Origin of the sequence: Chondromyces crocatus (genome assembly GCF_001189295.1) — a bacterium.
GTDB lineage: Bacteria > Myxococcota_A > Polyangia > Polyangiales > Polyangiaceae > Chondromyces > Chondromyces crocatus.
The window spans coordinates 8,414,652-8,437,433 of sequence record NZ_CP012159.1 but is presented as its reverse complement, the minus strand read 5'-3'; the positions used below and the strand labels follow the sequence as shown (position 1 = coordinate 8,437,433).

15 protein-coding genes and 1 pseudogene are annotated in these 22,782 nt (G+C 68.3%); 3 read left to right on the top strand and 13 right to left on the bottom strand.

Annotated elements, in window-relative coordinates:
• Nucleotides 1-347: 347 nt before the first annotated feature.
• A complete protein-coding gene (locus CMC5_RS30335) occupies nucleotides 348-1,514 on the top strand; it encodes a sensor histidine kinase (RefSeq protein WP_050433664.1) in 1,167 nt (388 codons plus the stop codon).
• Nucleotides 1,515-1,550: 36 nt separating this feature from the next.
• Here CMC5_RS30335 and CMC5_RS30330 read toward each other — a convergent pair whose 3' ends face one another.
• The 13 genes and pseudogenes from CMC5_RS30330 to rpmH form a co-directional block, all read right to left on the bottom strand.
• Complete coding sequence (locus CMC5_RS30330) at nucleotides 1,551-3,875, bottom strand: RecQ family ATP-dependent DNA helicase (protein WP_082363546.1); 2,325 nt, start codon at nucleotides 3,873-3,875, stop codon at nucleotides 1,551-1,553.
• Between the two features lie 253 nt (nucleotides 3,876-4,128).
• Complete coding sequence (locus CMC5_RS30325; RefSeq protein ID WP_050433663.1) at nucleotides 4,129-5,229, bottom strand: hypothetical protein; 1,101 nt, start codon at nucleotides 5,227-5,229, stop codon at nucleotides 4,129-4,131.
• A 3-nt stretch (nucleotides 5,230-5,232) separates the two neighbouring features.
• Entirely contained in the window at nucleotides 5,233-8,016 is a 2,784-nt protein-coding gene (locus CMC5_RS30320; RefSeq protein WP_050436217.1) for a TonB-dependent receptor domain-containing protein, read from the bottom strand.
• Nucleotides 8,017-8,030: 14 nt separating this feature from the next.
• Nucleotides 8,031-11,042 (bottom strand): FHA domain-containing protein, encoded by a 3,012-nt coding sequence (locus tag CMC5_RS30315; RefSeq protein ID WP_050433662.1) that lies wholly within the window; start codon nucleotides 11,040-11,042, stop codon nucleotides 8,031-8,033.
• Between the two features lie 149 nt (nucleotides 11,043-11,191).
• Nucleotides 11,192-12,568: a PP2C family protein-serine/threonine phosphatase gene (locus CMC5_RS30310; RefSeq protein WP_156338967.1), complete on the bottom strand. Its 1,377-nt coding sequence runs from the start codon at nucleotides 12,566-12,568 to the stop codon at nucleotides 11,192-11,194.
• Nucleotides 12,569-12,603: 35 nt separating this feature from the next.
• Complete coding sequence (locus CMC5_RS30305; protein ID WP_082362936.1) at nucleotides 12,604-14,772, bottom strand: FHA domain-containing protein; 2,169 nt, start codon at nucleotides 14,770-14,772, stop codon at nucleotides 12,604-12,606.
• Between the two features lie 99 nt (nucleotides 14,773-14,871).
• Nucleotides 14,872-16,116 (bottom strand): FHA domain-containing protein, encoded by a 1,245-nt coding sequence (locus CMC5_RS30300; protein ID WP_050433661.1) that lies wholly within the window; start codon nucleotides 16,114-16,116, stop codon nucleotides 14,872-14,874.
• Nucleotides 16,117-16,353: 237 nt separating this feature from the next.
• Nucleotides 16,354-16,710 (bottom strand): 50S ribosomal protein L19, encoded by a 357-nt coding sequence (rplS, locus tag CMC5_RS30295; RefSeq protein WP_050433660.1) that lies wholly within the window; start codon nucleotides 16,708-16,710, stop codon nucleotides 16,354-16,356.
• 121 nt (nucleotides 16,711-16,831) lie between these two features.
• Nucleotides 16,832-17,410, bottom strand: coding sequence for a Jag family protein (locus tag CMC5_RS30290; protein ID WP_245677837.1), 579 nt, complete (start codon nucleotides 17,408-17,410; stop codon nucleotides 16,832-16,834).
• On the bottom strand, nucleotides 17,403-19,157 hold the full coding sequence (gene yidC / locus CMC5_RS30285) for a membrane protein insertase YidC (RefSeq protein ID WP_050436215.1): 1,755 nt from the start codon (nucleotides 19,155-19,157) through the stop codon (nucleotides 17,403-17,405). Before yidC ends, CMC5_RS30290 begins: the two co-directional genes overlap by 8 nt.
• 252 nt (nucleotides 19,158-19,409) lie before the next feature.
• Nucleotides 19,410-19,652, bottom strand: a pseudogene (gene yidD / locus CMC5_RS48700) (membrane protein insertion efficiency factor YidD); the annotation flags it as partial.
• Nucleotides 19,653-19,735: 83 nt separating this feature from the next.
• Nucleotides 19,736-20,119 carry a ribonuclease P protein component gene (gene rnpA / locus CMC5_RS30280; RefSeq protein WP_050433658.1) on the bottom strand — a complete coding sequence of 128 codons (384 nt, stop codon included), beginning with the start codon at nucleotides 20,117-20,119 and terminating at the stop codon, nucleotides 19,736-19,738.
• A gap of 9 nt (nucleotides 20,120-20,128) precedes the next feature.
• Nucleotides 20,129-20,278 carry a 50S ribosomal protein L34 gene (gene rpmH, locus CMC5_RS30275; RefSeq protein ID WP_050433657.1) on the bottom strand — a complete coding sequence of 50 codons (150 nt, stop codon included), beginning with the start codon at nucleotides 20,276-20,278 and terminating at the stop codon, nucleotides 20,129-20,131.
• 394 nt (nucleotides 20,279-20,672) lie between these two features.
• Here rpmH and CMC5_RS30270 point away from each other — a divergent pair, with 394 nt between their 5' ends.
• On the top strand, nucleotides 20,673-22,460 hold the full coding sequence (locus CMC5_RS30270) for an OmpA family protein (RefSeq protein WP_245677836.1): 1,788 nt from the start codon (nucleotides 20,673-20,675) through the stop codon (nucleotides 22,458-22,460).
• The gene (locus CMC5_RS30265; RefSeq protein WP_156338966.1) at nucleotides 22,441-22,764 is read left to right on the top strand and encodes a hypothetical protein; all 324 of its coding nucleotides are present in this window, start codon (nucleotides 22,441-22,443) and stop codon (nucleotides 22,762-22,764) included. The genes CMC5_RS30270 and CMC5_RS30265 overlap by 20 nt, the downstream gene beginning before the upstream one ends.
• The last annotated feature ends 18 nt before the right edge of the window (nucleotides 22,765-22,782 follow it).

Sequence of the window (22,782 nt, the reverse complement as noted above, 5' to 3'; positions counted from 1 at the left end):
ACCATGGGTGCGTGGCGCGCCGCGTGGACGGCGGGCCACCAGGGACTGCGCCGCGTGGATGGTGGCGCTGTACGGACTGCGTCGCGAGTGGGGGTCGCTGGTGGAATTCACCAGCTGGGGTGCGCCCATGCGATCAGGTCACCGTGGCGTACATGGGCCGTGGTATATATCCAGTTATGGGGGGATTATTGCGCGCTCGACGTGGAAGGGGCCGTCTATTCAGGCGGGGAGAGCCGCCAAGGTCGGGGGTCGATCTGCGCAAACGTGGTCCCAGGCGTCTGCTCGCGCTCGAGCGGGTCGCGCACGCGGCGTCCAACGCGCAGCGGCGTGCGCTGCACGATCTGCTGATGCAGATCCCGGCGGCGTTGAGCATCCAGCGAGGGCCGGAGCACGTCTACGAACTCTGCAACCCGCTCTTCTGTCAGCTCGTGGGTCGGAACCTGGCAGGCAAATCGTTCCTGGAGGCGGCGCCGGACGTGATCACCCCGGGGCTCGCCGAGGTGCTCGATCGCGTCTACGCGACGGGGGAGCCGTTCGTCGGCCGCGAGGTGCGGCTTTTGCGTCAGCACGGGGAGGGGGAGCCTGTGGAAGAGCGCTTTTTAGACGGGGTGGTTCAGCCCATCCGCGACGAGGATGGGACGGTGCGGGGGGTGATGACGTTCGCCTTCGACGTCTCGGAGGAGGTCTGGGCGCGCTGCCGTGCCGAACGGCTGGCCGCGGAGAACGCGCGGTTGCTGGAGGTGGCGGAGCAAGAACGGGAGCGGGCCGAGGAGGCGAGCCGCGCGAAGGACGTGTTCCTGGCGACGATCTCGCACGAGCTGCGGACGCCGCTGACCGCGATCGTCGGCTGGACGCGGTTACTGCGTGACGGCGTGCTCCCGGCCGACAAGCACAGTCGCGCGCTGGACATCGTGGATCGCAACGCGCAAGCGCTGGGGCGGCTGGTGGAGGATCTGGTGGACTCGAGCCGGATCTCCTCGGGCAAGCTGCGGATCGAGCGGCGTCTGGCGCAGCTCGCGCCCATCGTCGAGGCGGCGCTGGAGGCAGTGCGTCCGCTGGCGGAGACGAAGGGCGTGCGGCTGGAGCAGTCGCTGGTCTCCGGGGTGGAGGCGGACATCGATCCGGCGAGGATCCTGCAGGTGGTCTGGAACCTGACGACGAACGCCGTCAAGTTCACGCCGACGGGAGGCGTGGTGCGGGTGGTGCTCGACGCGGAGGAGCAAGAGCTGGAGATCCGCGTCGAGGACACCGGGCAGGGCATCACGGCGGATCTGTTGCCGCACGTGTTCGAGCCGTTCCGGCAGGGGCCTGTGGAGCCAACCCCTCGTGGTGGGCTCGGGCTCGGCCTGGCCATCGCGAGGCACCTGGTCGAGCTGCACGGGGGTCGGATCCAGGTGGAGAGCGCCGGTGCGGGGTGCGGGGCGCACTTCTCGGTCATCCTGCCAGCGATAGAGCGTGACGTGGCGTCCGCTTCGGTGGGCCCCGCGTGCGTGGCAGCGACCGGCTCGGGGTGAGCCACCGGCCGGCGAGCCGTGGCTGGTCGTGTGGAACTACCTACCGCTGAAGGCCTTCACGATGCTCAGGACGGCTTCTCCGTACTGCGCGATTCTCGACGGCCCCATGCCCCGTGCGAGCGCGAGATCATCGGTGGAAGTGGGCCGGATGCGGGCGACATCGCGAAGCGTCTTGTCGGGGGCGATCACGTAAGGGGGGACCTTGCGGGCTCGCGCGAGTTCGGCGCGGTGCTCGCGCAGGGCCGCATAGAGGGGCTGGTCGCGTTCCTCCAGGGCATCGTCGGTGTTCTCCTGGAGTCGCTCGACGGTGCGCTCCCCGCTGGATCGCTGAAGGGCAGAAGACGCCGGCGCTCTGTGGGATGCCTTGCTGGGCGCCTTGCTGCGTGGCTCGTCGGGTGGGTTGGGGGTGGCGTCGGCGTCATCGAGCGTATCGAGGGCGTCGTCGGGAGCCTCGAGGGTGTCGTCGGGCGCGTCGTTGGTGGAGGTGCGGCGCTTGCGTCGCCGAGGGGCGGGCTCAGGCTGCGCAGGATGCAGGGGGTGGCGGGCGTCGGCCACGAGCGCGACCTCGGCGCGGCGCTCGGCGCGGGCGACGCGAGGCCGGATCGCGCGGCGGGACAGACCGAGAGGGAGGCGGACGCGGGTCGGCACCTCGGCGCGCATCACGCGCCATCCGGCGGGGGTGATCAGGGGGACGGGATACTCGCTGTCCGTGAGGTCGATCCAGCCGTTGGCCAGGAGGACGCGCAGGACCATCATCGCCTCGGCGTGGGTCCTCGCCGGGAGGACGCCGAACGTGGAGAGCTTGTCGAGGCCGATGCGCCTCAGCCGTTCGTTCGACTCGCCGACCAGCATCGAGCCGATGAGCTGCATGCCCGCGGCGCCTTTCACGCGGGCGACGCCAGCGAGGGCGCGGCGCACGATGTCGTTGTCGCGCTCCAGCGCTTCGGGATCGGCGGTGGTCGACGCAACGAGGGCCTCGCAGACGTCGCAGTGGCCGCAGCCGCCGAGCGACTCGGCCTCGTCGCCGAAGTAGCGGAGGATGAAGTCATGGCGGCAGGTCCAGGCGTCGACGTAGCGGAGGAGTTCGCGAAAGAGCTGCCAGGCGCGCGCGGCATCCAGAGGTGAGGCTTCGCCGCCGTCGGGGCCGAGCTGGCACATGCGGCGCCGGAGGGCGATGTCCGCAGGGGAGAAGAGGAGCACGCCCGAGGCCGGGAGGCCGTCACGTCCAGCGCGCCCGACCTCCTGATAGTACGCCTCGATCGAGGAGGGGGGCTGGGCGTGGACCACGACGCGGACGTCGGCGCGGTCGATGCCCATGCCGAACGCGTTGGTGGCGACGACGAGGTGGAGCTCGCGGTCGGCGAAGGCGGTCGAGATGCGCGCGCGGACCTCGGGCGGGAGGCCTGCATGGTAGGCCTCGGCGTTCCAGCCGTCGGCGCGGAGGGCGGTGGCGAGCTTCTCGGTGCCCTTGCGGGTGGCGGCGTAGACGATGCCAGCGCCCTTGGGGGTGCGGGGACGGCCCAGCGCGCTGGTGAGCGTGCGCGCGGTCCAGCGAGCAGCGTCGCGCGGGCCGTCGACGCCGCGGACTTCGAGGTGGAGGTTCGGCCGAGCGAAGCCGCGCAGGATGATGCGGGGGGCATCGCGCGCGGTGGCGGGGGAGGCCTGGGAGCTGGGACCGGCGAGATCCGAGGGCGCGTCTTCGGCGCCGGGCACGGACCAGCCGAGGCGCCGGATGATCTCGTCGCGCGCTTCGCGTGTGGCCGTGGCGGTGCATGCGAGGACGCGGGAGGGGGCGAGGCGCCGAAGTGCATCGCCGATGCGCAGGTACTCGGGCCGGAAGTCGTGGCCCCACTGCACGATGCAGTGGGCTTCATCGATGGCGACGAGCGACAGGCGGCTGGCCTGGAGGGCCTCCAGGAAGCCGTCGAAGGCGAGGCGCTCGGGGGCGGCGTACACGAGCTTGTAGGCGCCGCGGCGGAGGGCGGAGAAGCGCCGGGTGATCTCTTCGCGCGGCAGGGTGGAGGCGAAGAAGGTGGCGGGCACGCCGCGGCTCTCGAGGGCGCGCACCTGGTCTTCCATGAGGGAGATGAGCGGCGAAAGGACGAGGGCCGTGCCGTCGAGCGCGACGGCGGGGAGCTGGTAGCAGAGGGACTTTCCGCCGCCCGTGGGCGCGACGAGGAGCACGCGCCGGTCCTCCCCGAGCAAGGCGTCGATCGCCTCGCGTTGCCAGGGGCGAAACGAGGGGATGCCGAAGCGCTCCTGCAAGAGGGCGTCGAGATCCAGGGCGGGTGCGAGGCGCCTGGACGCGGTCCGGTCTGGCCGCGATGCGCCGCTCAAGAGACCCTGAGGAGGAGAGTGCATCTGGAGAGCCACTCGCGTCGGCATAGCGCTCGGTGTGCCACGCCTTGCGGTTAGCACTTCCGCAGGGTTGCGTCGCCTCTGCCCCTGGCGGCGCCATGTCGAGGTCGGGTCGCGTTCGTCGGAAGGTGATGCGCGAGACCGTGGCGCACCGTTTCTCAGCAGGTCGATGGCAGAGTCGGCGACAGCACGACAATGCGAGAGCGCCATCGGCAGGAGGAGGGCGGGGGAGCGCGACGCTCCGCTGGTCAGCGCCTCACTCGACGCGGATGCGGCGCTGGACGACGGAGGAGCCGCCGCGGGCGTCGCGGAGCACGGCCCAGATGGTGGCGATGCCGGGCTCTGGCGGTGGGATCCAGGTGGCCTGGGTGTCGGGGTTGAAGCCGTTCACGGCGTCGTTCACGAGCTGGGTGTCGGCGCGCAGCTCGCCTTGGTCCGTGTAGTAGTTGACCCAGACGACCTCGGTGAGCTGTTTGCCGTCGAGGGTCTCGCCATCAGGATCGATCTCGGCGAGCCGATCTCGATCCACGATGACGTTGAGTTCGTGCGTGGTGCACTCCGCGATGGGGTCGGCGGCGCTGCACCCGGTCATCCGTCGCTCTTCCTCGGGGATGGGGCAGAGGGGGACCGAGGGGATGAGGGAGAAGTCTTCGACGATCTCTTCGTCGTTCAGCCTGATCCCGGTCGCCACCGGGTTCTCGTTGGTGCGGCCATCATCGAAGGCATAGATCTGCGTGTAACCCGGGATGAAGCTGTCGGCGCCGAGCCGGCGCCCTTCGTCGTCGAAGCAGCCGATCGGGAAGGAGCCGGCGCGGCCTCCTGGATCTTGCACGGGGCCGAGGCGTCCGGCGCAGGCGACGAAGAAGACGTACTCGGTGCCGTACAGGGGGCCGACCTCGGGCCGCTCCCGGTTGTCGAGGATGTCTTCCCGGACGTTGAACGTGAACTCGGGCCCGATGCCCATCGTGCCTGGAGGTGGCTGTTGTCCCGAGCCGATCGCGGCGAAGAGCTCGGCGAGCTGCGGGTAGCAGCCGTAATACTGGTCGCCAGGAGGGTTGATGCAGTTGCGCAGCCACACGATCTGGATGGGGCGCGCACTCTCATCCGGTGCGATGAGGCCGTCGTGGTAGCTCATGGTGAGCGTCACCTCGTCGCCTGGCTGCGCGTAGGGCTGGCTCGCGGTCACGGCGAAGATGCGCAGCGTCTCGATCTCGCTCGGTGGCGTGAAGCCGGCGGCGCAGCCTGCACCGATGGCAGGAGCGACCAGCATGCCGGCCGCGAGCACGCCGAGGAGCGGTCGGAGCAGGCGTCCTCTCCGAGAGGAGCGGCGTGGTGATGCAGGGGTGCGCGCGCTCATGGGCTAGAACTCTCCTCTCATGCCGATGCTCGGGAGGATGGGCAGGCCGGAGACGAATTGCCGCGCCGTGTAGTTGAAGTTGTACTGAATGCCTTCGGTGTTCTGGTTGTTGTAGACATTCTGGACGTCGAGGTAGGCGGAGAGCTGCCAGTTCGTGAACTTCCACCGCTTGTCGATGCGCAGGTCGAGCTGGTGGAAGATCGGCAGGCGCTCGCTGCCCGGTCCCGTCAAGGGGATGGGCGTGTAGACGCCGCTCGGCGCGTGGTACAGCGCGTTGGTTCGTGCGGGATCGCAGGTGACATCCTGCACGTTGCAGACGCTGGGCGTGGTCAGGTTGCCGGAGACGAGGCGGAAGCGCGCGCCGAACTCCCAGCCGTGGCCCAGACGGTAGCTGCCGAGCACCGTGAGGATGTGCGTCTGATCGAAGTTGAGCAGGCGCGGTGGTTCGCCAGGGCGATCGGTGCGGGTGGCGCGGGAGAGGGTGTACGCGGCCCAGCCGAAGAAGCGGTCGTCGGGCTTGTACTTGAGAAGGAACTCGCCGCCGACGACCTGCCCCGAGGCGAGGTTCTTGTACTCGGTGCCGCTGCCGTTCTCTTGCGGGGTGCCGATGACGAGCGAGTCGAGCTGCTTGTAGAACATCTCGCCAGAGACCTCGACCTGGCGGGTGATCTCCTGCTCGACGCCGGCGGAATAGTGGATCGCCTGGTTGGAGCGCAGGTTGGGGCTGCCGAGGGGGGGGATGACCTCCTGCGGCTGCGGGGGCTGGTGGTACATGCCGACGCCGCCCTTGGCCGTGGTGCGCGGGAAGCCCTGGACGATGTCGTAGCGGCCGCTGAAGCGGGGGCTCACCGTCCACTGCTGCGTGTCCTTGGCGTAGTCGACGCGCAGGCCCGGGACGAGGCGGGCGCGCGGGGTGGGGACGAGTTCCAGCTCGGCGTAGGCGGCCGGTCGGTAGAGGACGTTGCTCACCGACAGCTCCTGCACGGTGCGTGTGGAGAAGGGCTGGTTTGGCGGCTCGCCGGGACGCCCGGGTGCCGGGGCGCGGAGGTTCACCGTGGCGTCGTTCCAGACGATGTCGAGGCCGGTGTTGAGCGTGACGCCCTGGAAGAAGCGACGGGTATACTCGAGGCGCCCGGAGACGGAGAGGTTGTCGAGGAGGAAATAGAAAGGCCCGAGGCCGAAATCGAGGTCCTCTTTGCCGAACGCGATGACCCCTGCGAGGCGATCCTTGTCGGTCAGCTCGTGGTCGTAGCGGAGCTGTAGCCGCTGGAAGGCGGTGTGGAGGCCGATGTTGCCGGTGAGGGCGGGCTCGTTGGGCGAAGGCTCGTCGATGAGCAGCTCGAGGGCGTCGTCCGAACCGAAGTAGGTGAGGCGGAGGCGCGCGGAGGGCGTGACGTCGGCCTCCAGCATGAACTGGTAGTCGTAGTAGACGGGGGCCTGGGTGACGCCGGCGCCAGCCGCGGTGAGGGCCGGCCCGAGCCAGGCGTCGACGTAGCTGCGGCGCCCTGCGGCGGCGAAGCGGACGCCCTTCAGGAAGGGGACGGGGCCTTCGACGAGGACGCGGGCATCGATGAGATCGACCTGGGCGAGGCCGTGGATGCGGTCTTCCTTGGGCGAGCGCAAAGCCACATCGACGATGCCGCCCATGCCGCGGCCGAACTGGGCACCGAAGTTGCCGGGGTAGAAGTCGATCTTCTCCAGCATCTCGGTCGGCACGACCGAGGAGAGGCCGCCGAAGTGGTAGATCAACGGGACCGGCGTGCCGTCGATGAAGGTCTGTGTGTCCTGAGGGGAGGAGCCGCGGACGATGAGGATGCCGGCGATGGCCGGGGGACGCGCGACGCCAGGGAGGTTCTGCAGGGAGCGGAGCGCATCGCCGTTCGTGCCGGGAATGCGCAGGAGTTCGCGCTGTTCGATGGTCCGCTTGGTGACCTCGCGCGGGGGGCGCTTTCCGCGCACGGTGACCTCGAGGCCGTCACCCACGGGAAGCAGGCGGTACTTGACCTCGATCTGCTCACCAGGGGCGACCTCTTCGAGCACCTCCAGCGGGTCGAAGCCGGGCATGGTGATGGCGAGGCGGTACTTCCCCGGAGGGATGGTGGGGAAGGCGAAGACGCCGGTCTCGTCGGTGGTCAGGGCGAGGGGGCTCGCGTCAGCCTGGGACGGGGTCAGGGTGACGCTGGCACCCGCGAGGGGGATCTCGCCTTCTGCGAGGACGATGCCGCTGAGGCGCTGGGTCGAGACGCCAGGCTCGCGTGGCTCGGTGGCGGGATCGTCCTTGGGTTTCTCGGGTTCGAGGCTGAACGTGTAGCGGTAAAGGATGCGGGCGGCGAACGGGGTCCCGTCAGGCTTGCGGGCGGGCTCGAAGTCGAGCTTCTCGGCGGCGGCCGTCGCGGCCTCGTCGAAGCCATGTCCAGCCGGCTCGACGACCACGGCGCGCAGGACCTTGCCGTCGCGATTGATGTCGAGCTGGAGGGTGACGGTGGCTTCCTTGCCGGCCGCCCTGGCCTCCGGTGGGTAGTCCGGCGGGACGTAGTTCTTCGCGACGGGCGGTGTGGGCTGGTCTTTGGCACCGTCCGGGGAGGCTGGCGCGTCGGCGTGAGCCTGCGCCGCGGTGGGCGACGCTGGTGGCGCCGAGCCGCTGGCCGGAGGGGAAGGCTGCTGGGCCAGGGCGGGGGACGCCGAGGTGGTCAGGAGCGCGAGCAAGCACGCGGTGACGCCGAGGCGACCGGCGGGCTTGCTGGGAGGTGTGCGGCACCTCTGTTGCCGCGCTTCAGACCTGTGCACGAGAACCACTCAGATCACACCGGGTCACGGCGCTTCAGGATGAGGCTCAGCACCACGAGCAGGGCGGCCGTCGACCCGCCGAGGACCATGAAGGGGAGCCAGGTTTTCTCGTAGGAGGTGAAGCCCCAGGCGCCGGCGTAGGTGTCGGAGGCCATCTGGGCGAGGGCGCACTTGAACTTCCCGGCCTCGATGAAGTCCGGCGGGCTCGTCTCGCCACGCTGGAGGTCGATGACCCAGGCGGGGTCGTTCACCAGGGCCTTGCGCTCGGTGGCCACCGCACCCTCGAAGCCCCAGCGCGCCGGGATGACCTGCATCAGCATCTTGAGGTGCGGGACGGTCGTCATGGGGACCATCAGCCCGCCCAGCACGACCTGCGGGATGAGCGCGATGGGCGTGAGGGCCATGGCGGCCTCCGAGGAGGAGACGACGGTCGAGAGCAGGAGCCCCAGCGCGACGGCGCTCAGCGAGGTGGCCACGAGGGAGGCGAGCTGCAAGAGGAACGCCTCTCCGCCGCCCTGGAATCCGAGGGTGAAGAAGACGATCGCCAGGAGGATCGTGCACTGCACGATGCAGAAGACGGCGAGGAGGAGATACTTGGACAGGACGTAATTGATGAGCCCGAGGTTCACCATGCGCTCGCGCATGTAGATGGCGCGCTCGCTGACGATCTCGCGGGCGGCGTTGGACGTCCCGAACCAGACGGCAGCGACGACGAGGAAGAAGATGGCCCCGGTGTTGTCGCCGGTGGCCGTCATGGTCTTGATGACGTCGGCGCCGGCGCCTTCGTCGCCCGTCTTGCGGCCGAGCTCCTGCAGCGCGCCGAGGCACCAGGCAGGGATGGCCTTCTCCTGGCCGCCGAAGACGATGGCGAGGAGGATGCCGATGATGGGCGCCTGGAGCAGCATGATCGCCGTTCCAGCCGTGTCTCTGACCTTGATCTTGAAGTAGCGGGACAGGAGGAGCCGGAGCTGTCCCGAGGTCTGCGTGCGTCCAGGGGGGAGGCCACGCTGGCCCTGGCCGGTGCCGACGGCGCGGCGCCCGGAGTACATCTTGAGGTAGGTCGAGTTGCTGTCGCTGAAGAACTCCCGCCGCCACTCGAGCGCGGCGAGGCGTCTGGCTTCGCCGCGTGGTGTGTTTGGATCCCGGGCTTTGAGCTGGTCGAAGATGGGGCGCTCGCGCTGGGCGAGCATCTCGAACATGTCGCGCGGGTTGTCGATGTCGTTCGACTGGCCCTGGCGCTGCTTCCAGGTGCCGAAGAACCGGTAGGAGTCGGGGCTGGTGGGCCCGAAGAACATGGGGATGCCGCCGAAACCCATGATCAGCGCGTGGCTGAATTTCTCGAACTCGTCCTTCGCCGGCTGATGGATCGTCATGATGATCGTCTTGCCGGTGGCCTTGGTGAGGTCGTGAAGGAGGTTGATGAGCGCCGTGGTGTCGTCGGCGGCGAGGCCGGAGGTGGGCTCATCGAGGAAGAGGATGACGGGATCGGTCACCAGCTCGAGGGCGATGTTGACGCGCTTGCGCTGGCCACCGCTGAGGACCTTCTTCTCGGGCTTGCCGATCTGGAGGTTCTTCACCGTGTCGAGGCCGAGATCCTTGATGGTCTGCTCGACGCGCGCGTTGATCTCTTCCTCGGAGTAGTCGGGTGGCAGGCGGAACTTGGCGCTGTAGCGGACGGCTTCCCAGACGGTGAGCTCGGGGTGCACCAGGTCGTCCTGAGGGACGTACCCGATGGATCCGCGGAGCGTGTCGTAGATGTTGTAGAGGTCCTCGCCGTTGATCCGGACGACGCCGCTGGTGGGCGGGAGGTAGCCGTTCAGCGTGAGCAAGAGGGTGGTCTTGCCGGCACCCGAGGGCCCCATGAGGGCGATCATGTCGCCGGGGAGGGCCTTGAAGGAGATGTCGTCGAGGAGGGTCTTCTGGACGGCGGGGTTGTCGCGGTCCGGGACCTCGAGGCGGAGGCTCCACGCTTCGATCTCGTAGAGGGGGCGGCCTGCCCAGCGATCGGGGGCGTACTCCTCCTGGACCAGCTCGACGGCACCGGCGCCGCCGACCTCGATCTGGAGGGGCATCGGGCCGATGTAGATCTTCTCGCCATTCTGGACGGGGATCTTCTGGCCCGGGGCGAGGCGGTTGCCGCGGACGTAGGTGCCGTTGGCGCTGCCGCGGTCCTCGATGAAGAGCTGGCCGTTGATCGAGTGCAGCAGGGCGTGGCTGCTGGACACCTGGGCGTGCGCGAGCACGATGTCGTTGTCCGGGGTGCGGCCGATGCGCTTGACGCTGTTGCCGCCAGCGGAGAAGTCGAGGTGGCCGAGGACGGTCTTGTTCTTCTTGGCCGGCGCGCCCGCGGCAGGGGCAGAAGACATGTGGCTCATGGCCGGGACCAGCGCCGTTCCAGGGGCGGCTGCCGCCGCCGGAGGTGCCGAGCCCGCAGGCTGCGCGGCGCCCTGGCCGGGAGGCGGGGCGGAGCCGCGCGAACCCTGGGCGATCTGCATCAGGAGGCTGAGCTGAACCGGGACGGGGCCGAAGGCGACGACGCCCTGGGGGTCGACCGGGGTCGGGCTGTTGGGCGCGATGCGCTGCGTGCCGACGTAGGTGCCGCTGGTCGAGCTGTGATCGACGGCCATCATCCGGTCGAGCTGGATGGTGGCGTGCTGGCTGGAGACGCTGGGGTGCTGGAGGACCAGCGAGGCGCGCGTCGGGTCGCGACCGATGATGACCTGGCCCGCGGGCGCGGTGACGTTGCCAGGGGTCGCGAGCATCAGGGTGATGGCCGGGTGGCTGAGCGGGATGGGCGTCTGGCCGGCGAAGAACTGGGTGCGGAAGTCGAACGCGACCTGTTCGCCTGGCACGAGCTGGCGGCCGTTGGCCGTCGCTGGGCCAGAGCCGCAAACGAAGGTGAGCTTGCCGCCACCCTGATGGATGATGCGGGCGTGCTCCGGTAGTACCCCCGGCCCGGAGAGCACCACGTCCGCGTTGGGTGCACTCCCGATGGTGATGCTCTGCTTTCCAGCCCCAGGGATCATAGCTGGCGGGTTTCATCACAAGCTGCCGGGAGCGGCAAGGAGAAGCGCACGACGCGGGCAGCGAGCCAGGCGGTGGGGGGGGCTCGCACCTGCGTGCTGCGGGCGCGCGAGGGCCCGCAGCACGTGTCGGTGGACGCTTCAGGCGTTCGTCAGCGAGGCAGCACGGCCCAGAGGATCATCACGAGCAGCACGGCGATCACGGCCGACACGCCGATGATCAGGAGCACGATGCCCCCTCGAGGGGGCTGGCGCTCGGGCGCTCGGTGGCCGGCCTCGTTCAAGGTCGTATCGGGGATGTGGGGGCGGTGGGCCGCGACGGCGGGGCCATGGTTCGGGCCTGCAGCGCCGCCATGGGCGCCTCGGGCCGGATCACCGTTCAGCGCTGCCGCGACGTAGCCGGCGGTCGCAGGTGGTGGCAGCGGGAGGCCACCTGGGGCGTGCTCGGCTCGGTACTGTCCGAGGTGGGCATGCGCGCCGTGCCCCGGCCGAGAGGCGCGGCCGTCGGTGGCCATCTGCGGTCGGTGGGGCGGTGCATGGCCTCCGCCTGGGTGCAGGTCGGCGAGCGAGGGGGAGCCCACCTCGGTGGGGCGGACGGCGAGGCCTTCGGGCTCCGTCGGCGGGGCCGCGCTCCAGGGGACGGTCGGCCCGGCTGGGATGGGGGCGTCGGTCGCCGGCATCGTGGGCTCGGGCCCCATGGCGTGCTGGATCGCAGCGGGCTCGCCGGGCACGGTCATGCGGCGTCCCCCGGTCTCGACGACGCGGGCAAGCTGCACGGTGATGTTGTCGTGGCCACCTCGGTCGTTGGCCATCTGCACGAGCATCTGACAGGCGTGCTCCAGCGTGCCGGAGGCGAGCGCTTGCCTGACACAGCCGAGGATGTCGTCGTTGAGCGCGAGATCGGTGAGCCCGTCGCTGCTCGTCAGGAGCAGGTCGCCCGGGTACAGCTCCATGGACTCCGGTCGCACCTCGACATCGACCTCGGGCTTCATGCCGAGCGCGCGGGTGATCTTGTTCGCGTCCGGGTGTCCGATGGCCTGCTTCTCGGTGATCATGCCGGCGTCGATCAGGCTCTGGACCATCGAGTGATCGCGGGTCAGCGGGTAGATCTGGCCCGCGCGGATCACGTAGGCACGGCTGTCGCCCACGTGGGCGACGTCCACACCCCGATCGTGCAGGAGCATGGCGACGACGGTCGAGCCTGGGCGACCCCGGTTCTCGATCGGGCCCCCGAGCTGGAAGACCCGTCGTCCAGCTTCCTCGATGGCGACCTTCAGGGTGGCGCCGGGGGGCGTGCCTGGCGTGGCCCGCTCGACCACCTCGAAGATGGTCTGGATGGCGGTGCGGCTCGCCTCTCGCCCCCCGTGATGCCCTCCCATCCCGTCGCAGAGCACGGCCAGGTGACCCAGGCCGGTCTCTGCGACACCACAGGAGTCTTCGTTGACCTGTTTGTTGGGATCGCGACCGGGATCGCTCGCCTGAGCGAAATCGATCTTCAAGCGTGTGGAGGAGCCGAGGTTGGGCATCATGAGGCCCCAAGGGGGGGCGAGGGGCGCTTGTCAGCCTACTCCAGCCGCGTGCTGAACTCGACTGGACCGAACCGGATCAGGGCGCCGGGAGGTGCCGGCGTCCACACGCCGGAGGACAGCCGCTGGCCGTTCAGGAAGGTCCCGTTGTTCGAGTTCTCATCGCGAACGAACAACTGGCCAGCCTCGAACTTTACCACGGCGTGGACGCCCGAGACACGCGGCTCGGTGAGGAGGATCTGGCAAGCGGAGCCGTCGCGGCCAGCCCGCATCTCCATCCCTGGGGTGACCGTGAAGATGCCCGCTGCGCCCGAGAGGACGGCACGGCTGCCACCACCAGGAGGGGGACCGCCGTAACCGAAATCACCGCCCGAGGGGAGCGCCGAGCCGAACGGGGCACCGCCACCCGGCATGGGCGCAGCCACTGGCGCCATGCCTGCGACGACGGGCTTCGGGGGCGGTCCAGCCGTGCCGCCGCGGCGCTGCTTCGAACCGCCACCGCGGAAGATCGACACCACGAGGAGCACCAGGACGACGCCGCCGAAGGTGATGCCGCCGATGAGGATGTACGGAAGGGGCGCCTCTTGCGCGCGCACCGTCAGGATCTTGTCCGCGGTGATCGCGCTCGTGCGACGCGCCTGGTTGTCGTAGAGGATGATCCGGCCCGACATCTGCTCGCCTTTTCCGACGAGGAAGTTGTCGGAGTTCGGAAGCTCGAACTCGGCCATCGTGTCGCCCGTGCTGAGCGCCTTCCCCCGCATCCCTTGCTCGATGAGCGAGCGCTGCGCCTTCTTGGCGTCATCCAGGCTGCCGCCCTGCAGCGACTGCGGGGCCGCCTGGTTCTTGGGCACCATGTAGATCTCGGCGCGCTGGGCATTCCCGCCCCAGCAGAAGTTGCCGAAGATCTTGAGCGTGCCGCCGGGGTAGGCCGGGTCCTTCTTCGCTGCCCGCTCCGTGGCTTCACGATCGATGTCGAGGGGCCACGTGGTCGGGTCGATGCCGACAGGCACGTTCTGGAACGTGGCGTCGCCGGCGATGGGCGGGTTCGTGTTGGCGAAGGCGAGCTTGAAGGTCTGGGTGATGCTCGGCGCGATGCAGGAGACCCGCCAGCGCACGATGTGCATGCGGTTGAAGCGCGTGCGCACCGCGTTGACGATGTTGGCGGCGCGTCGGACCTGGCCGTCACGCACGATGCTGAAGAACCCGCCGATCTCGGGGTTCGTCAGCCCCTCCATGAACTCCCGGGAGTTGAGTGCGAACTCGTCGATGAGCACGCTCGGGAACTGGATGGAGATCACCGGGACGGGGGTCTTCGGGAGAACGTCGTTGTTCTCCGGGAAGCGTCCCTTGGTGAGGTAGTCGCGCAGCACCGTGGCGCCGGCACCCGAGGAGCTCGGATCCGAGCCGGCGCTGCCGTTCGAGAGCAGCACCAGGGCCTGGTGCATGGGCGCGGCAACACCCTGGCCGACGTTCCCGAGATCACGGAAGGCGTCGGTCGCGGCGTTCTTGATGATGTTGAGCAGGGGCCTGGTTCGCCCCTGGGTCGGGTAGGTGCGCGTGACGCTCGAGATGCTCTGGAGCGCTTGCTGCTTGTTGTTGACCCATTTCGAGTCTTCGACGACCACGCGGTCGTTGAAGAACATGACGTCGACGATATCGTTCGGCGTCATCGTATTGACGAAGGCGTTGGCGACGGCCTTGGCCTCGTCGAAGCGCGCGCCCATCGTGGACGCGGCGTCGATGAGAATGAGCCAGGCCGTACCGACGCCAGGCTGACCAGCGCTGTCGCCCCAGCGGGCCTTCGATTCGAACTTGGAGGGCAGGTCCGTCCCGTCGACCGTGACGGTGAACAGCGCGTTCTTGTCAGGGAAATCGAATGACGAATACAGGGCCTGCGGCTGCTCGAGCGCGTCGGCCACGCAGTCCATGTGCGCATTGCCCGTGAGGGTCGCGCATTGCTTGGTGATGTCCCCGAGGCGCTTGTTCTGGACGAGATCGAGGACGGTCGTCAGAACGGGCTGGCCGTCGACCGTACTCGCGCGGGGATCGATCCGGAGGATGCGCGCTTCCGGGGCGGCTGCTGCCGCGCGGGGAAGAACGATGAGCGCCAGCAGCGTGATGGCGAGGAGGAGCAGAGGGCTGCGGCTTCGTCTGGGACCCGTCCCAGGATTGGGCTGCGGCGGGCAGGCTGGTTCGTGCAACATCATACGTGACGGTCTCCAGCGCACGGAGCGGAGCCTGTGCTCCGGCGCGGGCGGGGCGACCACCGCGCAACGGCGGTCGCGGTTGCGGTCAGTTCGCAGGCGCTAGCTTCTCGTCGCGACGTTGATGACAATGACACTGAAGCCACCGAAGCGGATGCGATCGCCATCCCGGAGCTCGCGTCGCCCCTGGAAGCCGATGGCCTCTTCGTTGTGAAAGGTGCCGTTGGTCGAGCCGAGATCGGAGAGGATCATGCGCCCGCCCTCGCAGTCGATCGTGGCGTGGTGCGTGGACGTGGTTCCATGCGCGACGGGTACGTCCACCTTCTGGCCCGTCTCTGCGCGCCCGATGAGGTTTTTGCCCTGGTAGAGCACCCAGTGCTTGCCCAGCGGGTCGTCCTGGAAGCTGATCAGGAAGCCCGCGAGTGCGGCGCGATCCTTGGGCGGCTCGGCGGCCGGCACAGCCCTCGGGGCCCCGGGGGTGGCGCTCGGTCCGCCAGGCGGCAGGGGCGGGATCCCGGCGGGAGGGGGCGCGGGATAAGGCTCCGCACCGAAGCCACCGCCTTGCGGCGCATAGGCGGTGGGCCCGTAGGCGTCATTTCCAAAGCTGTCGTTGTCGAGGGCAATGGGGTGCCCGCCTTCCATGCAGAAGGAGCCGCCCGCGGGGATGACATGTCCCTGGACGCAGCGCGCAGCTGGCTTGGCGGGGGGCGCGAAGCCCGGGCGAGGTACGGGGGGATAACCACCGCTCCCTGCAGGCTCGGCCGCTGGAGGCGGGGGAGGCGGCGGGGCGTAGCCGCCCGACCCACCTGCGGGTGGAGGACCGAAGCCGGGGGGCGGAGGTGGTGGCGCGCCGAAGCCATCGGAGGGGCCAAGAGGCACGGGAGGTGGGGGCGGAGGCGGTGAGCCGAACATGTTGCCCGGCACAGGAGGGGGAGGAGGTGGGGGCGGCCCGAAGCCACCCGGCTGAGGTGGCGGAGGGCCAAAGCTCCCTTGCTGCGGCGGAGGCGGAGGCGGCCCGAAGCCCCCCGGCTGGGGCGGCGGAGGTCCAAAGCTCCCTTGCTGGGGCGGCGGAGGCGGCCCGAAGCCACCCGGCTGGGGCGGCGGAGGTCCAAAGCCGCCTGGCTGCGGCGGAGGTCCGAATCCAGGCCCTGGCGGTCCGAAGCCCCCACCCGGAGGAGCGCCAAACCCAGCGTCCTGCGGAGGGCCGAAACCAGGGGCTCCCCCGAACGGAGGGGGCGGGGGAGGGGGAGGCGGAGCGCCGTACCCTGAAGCGCCGAGCGGTGAGGCGCAAATGGCGCAGAACTTGTCGGCGGGGGTCGCGGGAGCGCCGCAACGCGGACAGAGCATGTAGATCCTTCTTGGTGTTCGCGACGTGGGAGCGCCGCCGGCGCGAGCATACCGTGGGCGCTCAGGCGCTGATCAAGAAGAAGTGAGACCGGAGGACTGCGGCGTACATGCCCGGCCGCGATCGTGTCATCCGAGGTCGTAGACCCCATGACATCGAAAGCCGAGCGGCGGACAACGCAATGTGGGGCAGAAACGTGGAACCGAGAGTCGGCCCGGAGCAGTCTCCGGGCGACGAGATCACTGCTCGCGCGCGTCGCGGACGCGGGCGGCCTTGCCAGAGAGCTTGCGGAGGTAGAAGAGGCGCGCGCGGCGAACGAGGCCACGCGAGACGACCTCCACCTTGTCGATGCGGGGGCTGTGAAGCAGGAAGATCCTCTCGACGCCGACCGAGAAGCTCACCTTCCGGACGGTGAAAGTGCTCCGAACACCGGCGCGGTGGCGCTTCAGCACCACCCCCTGGAACACCTGGATCCGCTCTTTCTCCCCCTCGACGATCCGATAATGCACCCGCACCGTGTCGCCGACACGGAAGTCGGGGAGGCTCTCCCGGATCATGGGAGCTTCGAGCTTCGCGAGGATGTTCGAGGTCTGCATGGTTAACCTTCAACCAGAATGGGGTAGGTAGTACGAGGACGTGGTACGCCGCCCCACGGCGCTGTCCGAGGGGCCGCGATTATGCACAGAGGGCGATGACTGTCAATGCAACCGGGTTGGCTCATCTCCGCACGGGAATGATCTGGACGCGACGGGCATCGCCTTCACCATCGCTTTTCGTCACGACGCCAGGGAATTTCGCGAGCGCGAGGTGAACCACCCGACGATCCTGGGGGCTCATCGGCTCGAACGTGATGATTTTCCCTTCTTCGACTGCCTGCTTCCCGAGCCGGCGCGCCATTGAAGTGAGGGTGTCCTCACGCCTCGCCCGGTAGCCTTCGGCGTCGATGATCACATGGCGTCGCTTGGTGCCAGGACGATTGATGATCCGGTTGGTCAGGAACTGGAGCGCCGACAGCGTCTGTCCCTTCTTTCCAATCACTCGACCCGCATCCTTGCCCTCGATCTCGATACGGATCTCCTCGGGAGGATCCGTGTCGTCGTTTTCGAGGAGGTCCACGGTGCAATCCATCCCCATCGCGGCGAGGACGTCGATCACGAAGTCGAGGGCGATGTCCGCTCGCCCATCCTCGACGAACGGCTCGTCGGCGCCAGTCGTCTCGTTGATCTCTTCGTCGAGACCTGCGGGCTGCGCCTCGGCAGCCGAACCGGCGTCTCTCTCCGCAGCGGTGCTATCCACGGACACGTGCTTTTCCCTTTCCAAGAGCAGGCGCCGACTTCCCGTCGTCACCCGAAGATTTTTCCCGCACTTCGATGCCCCCCCCGTCGCGACCCTTGAGATAGCGCTCGACCAGCACTTGCTGACCGATGCCGAGCCAGGTGTTCGTCAGCATGTACACGCCCAGGCCGGCGGGTAGGAAGAGCATCATCGCCGTGAAGACGGCCGGCATCATGTACAGCATCATCTTCTGCTGAGCCGGGTCGCCTTGAGGCGGCATGAGCTTTTGCTGAATGAAGCTCGATGCGCCTAGCACGACGGGGATGACGAAATAAGGATCTCTCGAGGCGAGGTCGCGAATGAAGGGGCCGAATGGCGTGTGATACAGCTCCACGGCCGTCTGCAGCGCCGTGTACAGCGCGAACCAGACGGGCATCTGGAGGAGCAAGGGGAAGCAGCCCACGAGGGGGTTCGCGACCTTGTTCTTCCGCCAGAGCTCTTGCAGCGCGACGGCACGCTGAGCCGCGTCGTCCTTGTACTTCTCGTTGAGCGAGTCCATCTCCGGCTTGAGCTTCCGCATCGCGGCGGCGCTCTTGATCTGCTGGAGGCTCAGCGGGAACAGCAGCATGCGCACGGTCATCGTGAGCAGGACGATCGCCCAGCCCCAGCTCCCGACCGCCCGGTGGAGCACGTACAAGTAGGAGACGAGCACCTTCGCGATGGGAGAGAACCAGCCGAGGTTGATGACCTCGGTGGTGTTGTGTCCCAGCGTTCCGAGCAGCTCTCGCTCCTTCGGGCCAGCGTAGGCGACGAGTTTGTAGGTCGTCGTCCCTTGCGGCTCGATCTCGGTCTCGGGGTAGGCGAGCCGGGCTCGATAGACGTACCCGTGGTTGGGATCAGAGGCCTGCTTGCGGTACTTGCGCGAGTCCCAGATCTCCTCGATCTGCGTCTCGGCGGCGGGGCGAGGGCCCTCGATGGGGATGACGATCTTGCTGAAGTAGCTGCTGGAGACGGCGGCAAACTGCGCATCGCCAGGCGTGCGGCGCCACTTCTCGGACGTGAACTCTTTGTCCTCGAAGTCCTTGGGTTCGAAGTCGGTGGGGAGCTGGCGATCCGTGCGCTCGTTCGTGGACGCGATCGTCTCCGTGGCCCACTCGGTCGTGGGCTGGAGGAAGCTACCCGTGGTCTCGGACTGCGTGTGGTACGCGGTCTGCTCGACGGTGAGTCGGTGCTTCCGCTTCTCGGCGGACAGGTTCTTCACGCTCAGCGTGACTTCGAGCTCGTACGACTTGCCGGTGGCGGCGACGACCTTGGTCAGGTCGCTGTTCGCGTCGGCGTGGGTGAACGTGCAGCTCTTGCCGTCCTGCGCGGCGAGCTTCCAGTCGAGATCGTGGAACTCGACCTGCTGCTGCGGGGCGTCTGCGAGGAGGCGCAGATCGGTCCTCAAGGGGCTGCGCGATTCGAGGGTCGTGCTGACCAGATCCAGGGGCAGCTTCTGATCCTGCTCCTTGACGATCTGGTACTTCGGCAAGGTGAGCCAGAAGTGCCGGAGTGATCCGCCACGGCTCGACAGCTCGGCCTTGAAGCCCTCGCCCTCGATGACACACATCTCTTCGGCGGCGCGCTCCGGAGCCTGCGTATCATCGCGGAGGCTTCCGAGCGGCTGCCGCTCGACCTGTTCCTCGCCGAACAACTTCGGCCCGAACTGGATGAAAAGCAGGACGGCGAGGCCGATGAACAGCCACTTCAACAGGTTGCTGCGTTCCATGAGATCCTTCGGGTCGTTCCACTCCAGCGAATCGCTTCGATTGCGTCTGTCCTCCACGGGGGGCGGCAGGCACACAGCAGCGAGGGCGCTGCGGGGCGTACCAGACGGCGGGGGATGTGACGAGGAAGCGTCTAGGCTCTGGTCCTCTCAGGTGGCGTTGGGCCAAGCGCTGCCGGTGGATCCTGGGTCAGCCTGACGGCTGGGTTCTTCGCCGGCCGATCTGTCCTGCCACGTTGCTTTCTGGACCGGAACGGAGGGGCTGATACGGGGTGGCGGTGGGGGATCGATCCCGCCTGGATGAAACGGGTGACATCTACACAGTCGTTTCAGCGAAAGCAAGCTTCCCCGGAGCGGTCCGTGCCCGGAAATGCAGGCTGCTGCATAGCGGGAGCAGGAGGGTTCGAACCGGCACACGGGGCCGAGCGTGGCGAGGATCAGCCGCGAAAGGGTGAGCTGGTAAGCTCGGATGAGCGCGAGGAGAAGCTTTGCCACCATGGCTCGATCAGCGCCTCCCAGCTTGGGTCGCCATCTTTCCGTGCGCAAGCCTCTACCCTCCGACGCCCGGAGGAAACTTGCGTTCACGAGGACGGATGGGCGCGCCGGAGGACCTCCTGGGCGCGCCGCCGGATGAACGGTGCCACGCCCTGAAGCTCTGCCTCCATCTGGGCACAGGAAAGCAAGTGCGCTCCAGGACGGACGATCACCACGACGTCGATGCCAGCCGGGAAGACAGCGCCGCTCTGACGGAAGACCTCACGTACGAGGCGCTTCGAGCGGTTCCGTTCGACGGCCCCTCCGACCTTGCGAGAGGCGACCACGCCGAGGCGCGGGGGGAGGTTTCGATCGGATGAGGGGGCAAGCAACAGGAGGAAGTGCCTGCTCGTCACCCGAATTCCACCCTCCTGGATTCGGATGAAGTCGGGCCGCTTCCGGATACGCTGCGCCCGCGAGAGGCGCCCCATGGCGTCCGGTTACTTCTTGTAGATGGAGGGGACGAGGCGGGTGCGTCCCTTGCGGCGGCGGTTGTTGATGACCTTGCGGCCTCCGGACGTCGCCATCCGAGCGCGGAAACCATGAGTGCGAGCGCGGCGCGTGTTGTGCGGCTGGTATGTGCGTTTCATCGCAATAGTCCCTCGAAACTGGATCACGCGCTGGAGTCGCGGAGACTCACGGATACGCGGGGCGCGCAACTAAGCACAGGGGGGTTGCCCGGTCAACCCCACTGTGGGCTTCCCCAGGTCGAGGCGAGGGGCGCAACTTGCGGGATCGAGCGCGCGGGTGACGCGAGAACTCGGGGTGCGCGAAGCGAGCGCCGCGCCTGACGGGCACACTTCGCACCTCGCAGGTCACGCAGATGTGCCGTGTTCTTCGCGGCTTCGGCCATGTTCTGCGACTGTCCTGGCTTTACGTTCTCTCGCCCCTTCCAGAGTGCCTGGTGTAGCCTCCTCGTCGCGGGTGGCTATGTCAGCCGCGCGCGATGAACGCCAGAGCCCGGCGCTTTGCGCCGACCGGCATATGGAACGCGAAGCAGAGGACAGCAGCAAGATGGGTCGACAGGCGAAGGCAGAGGGCACTCCTGCCAGCGGCGCGAAGCGGCGGAAGAGCGCAGCGCGGTGGGGGCTCGCGTGCATCGGCGCGCTCACTGGACTCGCGGCATCGCTCTGGGCTCCGGACGCCGCGGCGCAGCAGCCGACGTTCTACCTGGACCGCCTCTACATGGCTGGCGCTCCTGACGACGGCATCGCCGTCTGGCGGCCTCAGATGGCGCCCGAAACTCGTTTTTACGGGCAGCTCGGCCTCGGCTTCGGCCTGAACCCGCTGCGCAACGAGAACGTCTACGACCGCAGCATCATCTACCAGAACACGCCCGTCTCCACGCAGCTCATCACGTACCTCGACGCTGGCGTCGAGCTGCTGGGCAAATTCGGCCTCCAGGTCTCGCTCCCCTTCATCGCAGTGCAGACGGCCAACCTGGCGTCTCCCAGCACCGCGGCGTTGATGGACGCGCGCTTCGATCTCCGGTTCCTTGCGTGGCACACCAACGACAATTTCTTCAAGATCGGCGTGAACGGCATGGTCTGGGTGCCGTCGGGGGATCGCTACTCGTTCAGCAGCGACACGCAGGCGACCGGCGGGTTCATGGTCTCCGGCGAACTCGACTTCAAGAAGCTGTTCGTGATCATGAACACGGGCCTGCACTTCCGGCCTGCGCGAGGGCTCGGTGACTCCACCACGGATTTCTCGACCTCCAGCGAGTGGCGCTGGGGCGTCGGTGGGTATGTACCCCTGCGTGACGGGCAGGTGCGCCTCGGGTTGCAGGTCTTCGGTTCGACGGGGATCACCGGCGACAAGTTCTTCAAGGGGTCGAACACGCCAATCGAGTGGATGGCGGACGGGCGCATGTACCTCGGGGAGAAGAAGCAAGGATGGATCGGCCTGGGCGGCGGTACGCGCATCAGCGCGGGTTACGCCCCCGACTTCCGAGGGGTGCTCCTGGCCGGTTACTCCTTCGGCATTCGCGACACCGACCCGCCGTCCCCGGACCGCCGCTTCAAGTCCCAGCGCTACGCGGATCACGGAGCGGACACGGACAAGGACGGGTTGCCGGACGACATCGATCTCTGCCCGACCGAGCCCGAGGACGGGAAGCCGCCGAACACGGACGACGGCTGCCCTGCGCTGCCGGATCGTGACGGCGACGGGATCCCCGACTCCTCGGACAAGTGCCCCGATGAGCCGGAAGACTTCGACAAGATCGACGATCTGGACGGCTGCCCCGAGGACGACGCGGACCAGGACAACATCCCGGACGCGGAAGACGCCTGCCCCAAGGAGCCTGGTGAGCCGAGCACCGACCCCGCGAAGAACGGCTGCCCGCAGTTCATCCGGCGCATCTCGGGCTCCAGCGAAATCCAGATCCTCAAGCAGGTTCAGTTCGCCACGGGCAGCGCCGTGATCCTCCCCGGCAGCTACCCGATCCTCGACGAGGTTGTGCGGCTTCTGAAGGTGAACCCCGAGATCCAGCACCTGGCGATCGAGGGTCACACCGACAACCGTGGCTCTGACGAGCTGAACGAGAAGCTCTCGAACGATCGCTCCCACTCGGTCATGAAGTACCTGATCGACCGGGGTGGCATCGACGCAGGGCGCCTGTCGGCGAAGGGTTTCGGTCCCAAGGTTCCCATCGCGGACAACAACACCGCCGACGGGCGGCAGAAGAACCGCCGCGTCGAGTTCCACATCCGCAGCCGCGTGGGAGGCGAGGGAACCGAGGGCGGTGGTGGTGGCGCGGCGCCGCCGTGACCGAGCGCGGGGCGCTTGCCTCGCGCTGGCCCTGACGCTGAGCGCATCGAGCGCGCTCGCGTCGGGCTGCCGTTCGGAGCGAGGCTCCCCCTACGACTGCACGTGCACCTTCGTCACGGACTTCGACGACGAGTCGAGGCAACGGGTCACGGTCTGCGCCGCGGACGCTGCGCGCTCCATCGCTACTGCGCGGGGGTGCGCCCAGTCGGGGGCCCCGGGCCCGGTGCAGACGTGCTCGTGTCAGCCGGTGAGCCCGCCAGCGGCCTGTGACGTGGGGAACTGCGCGCTGGTGCGCGACGACTGACGTGAGGCGCGCAGGGGC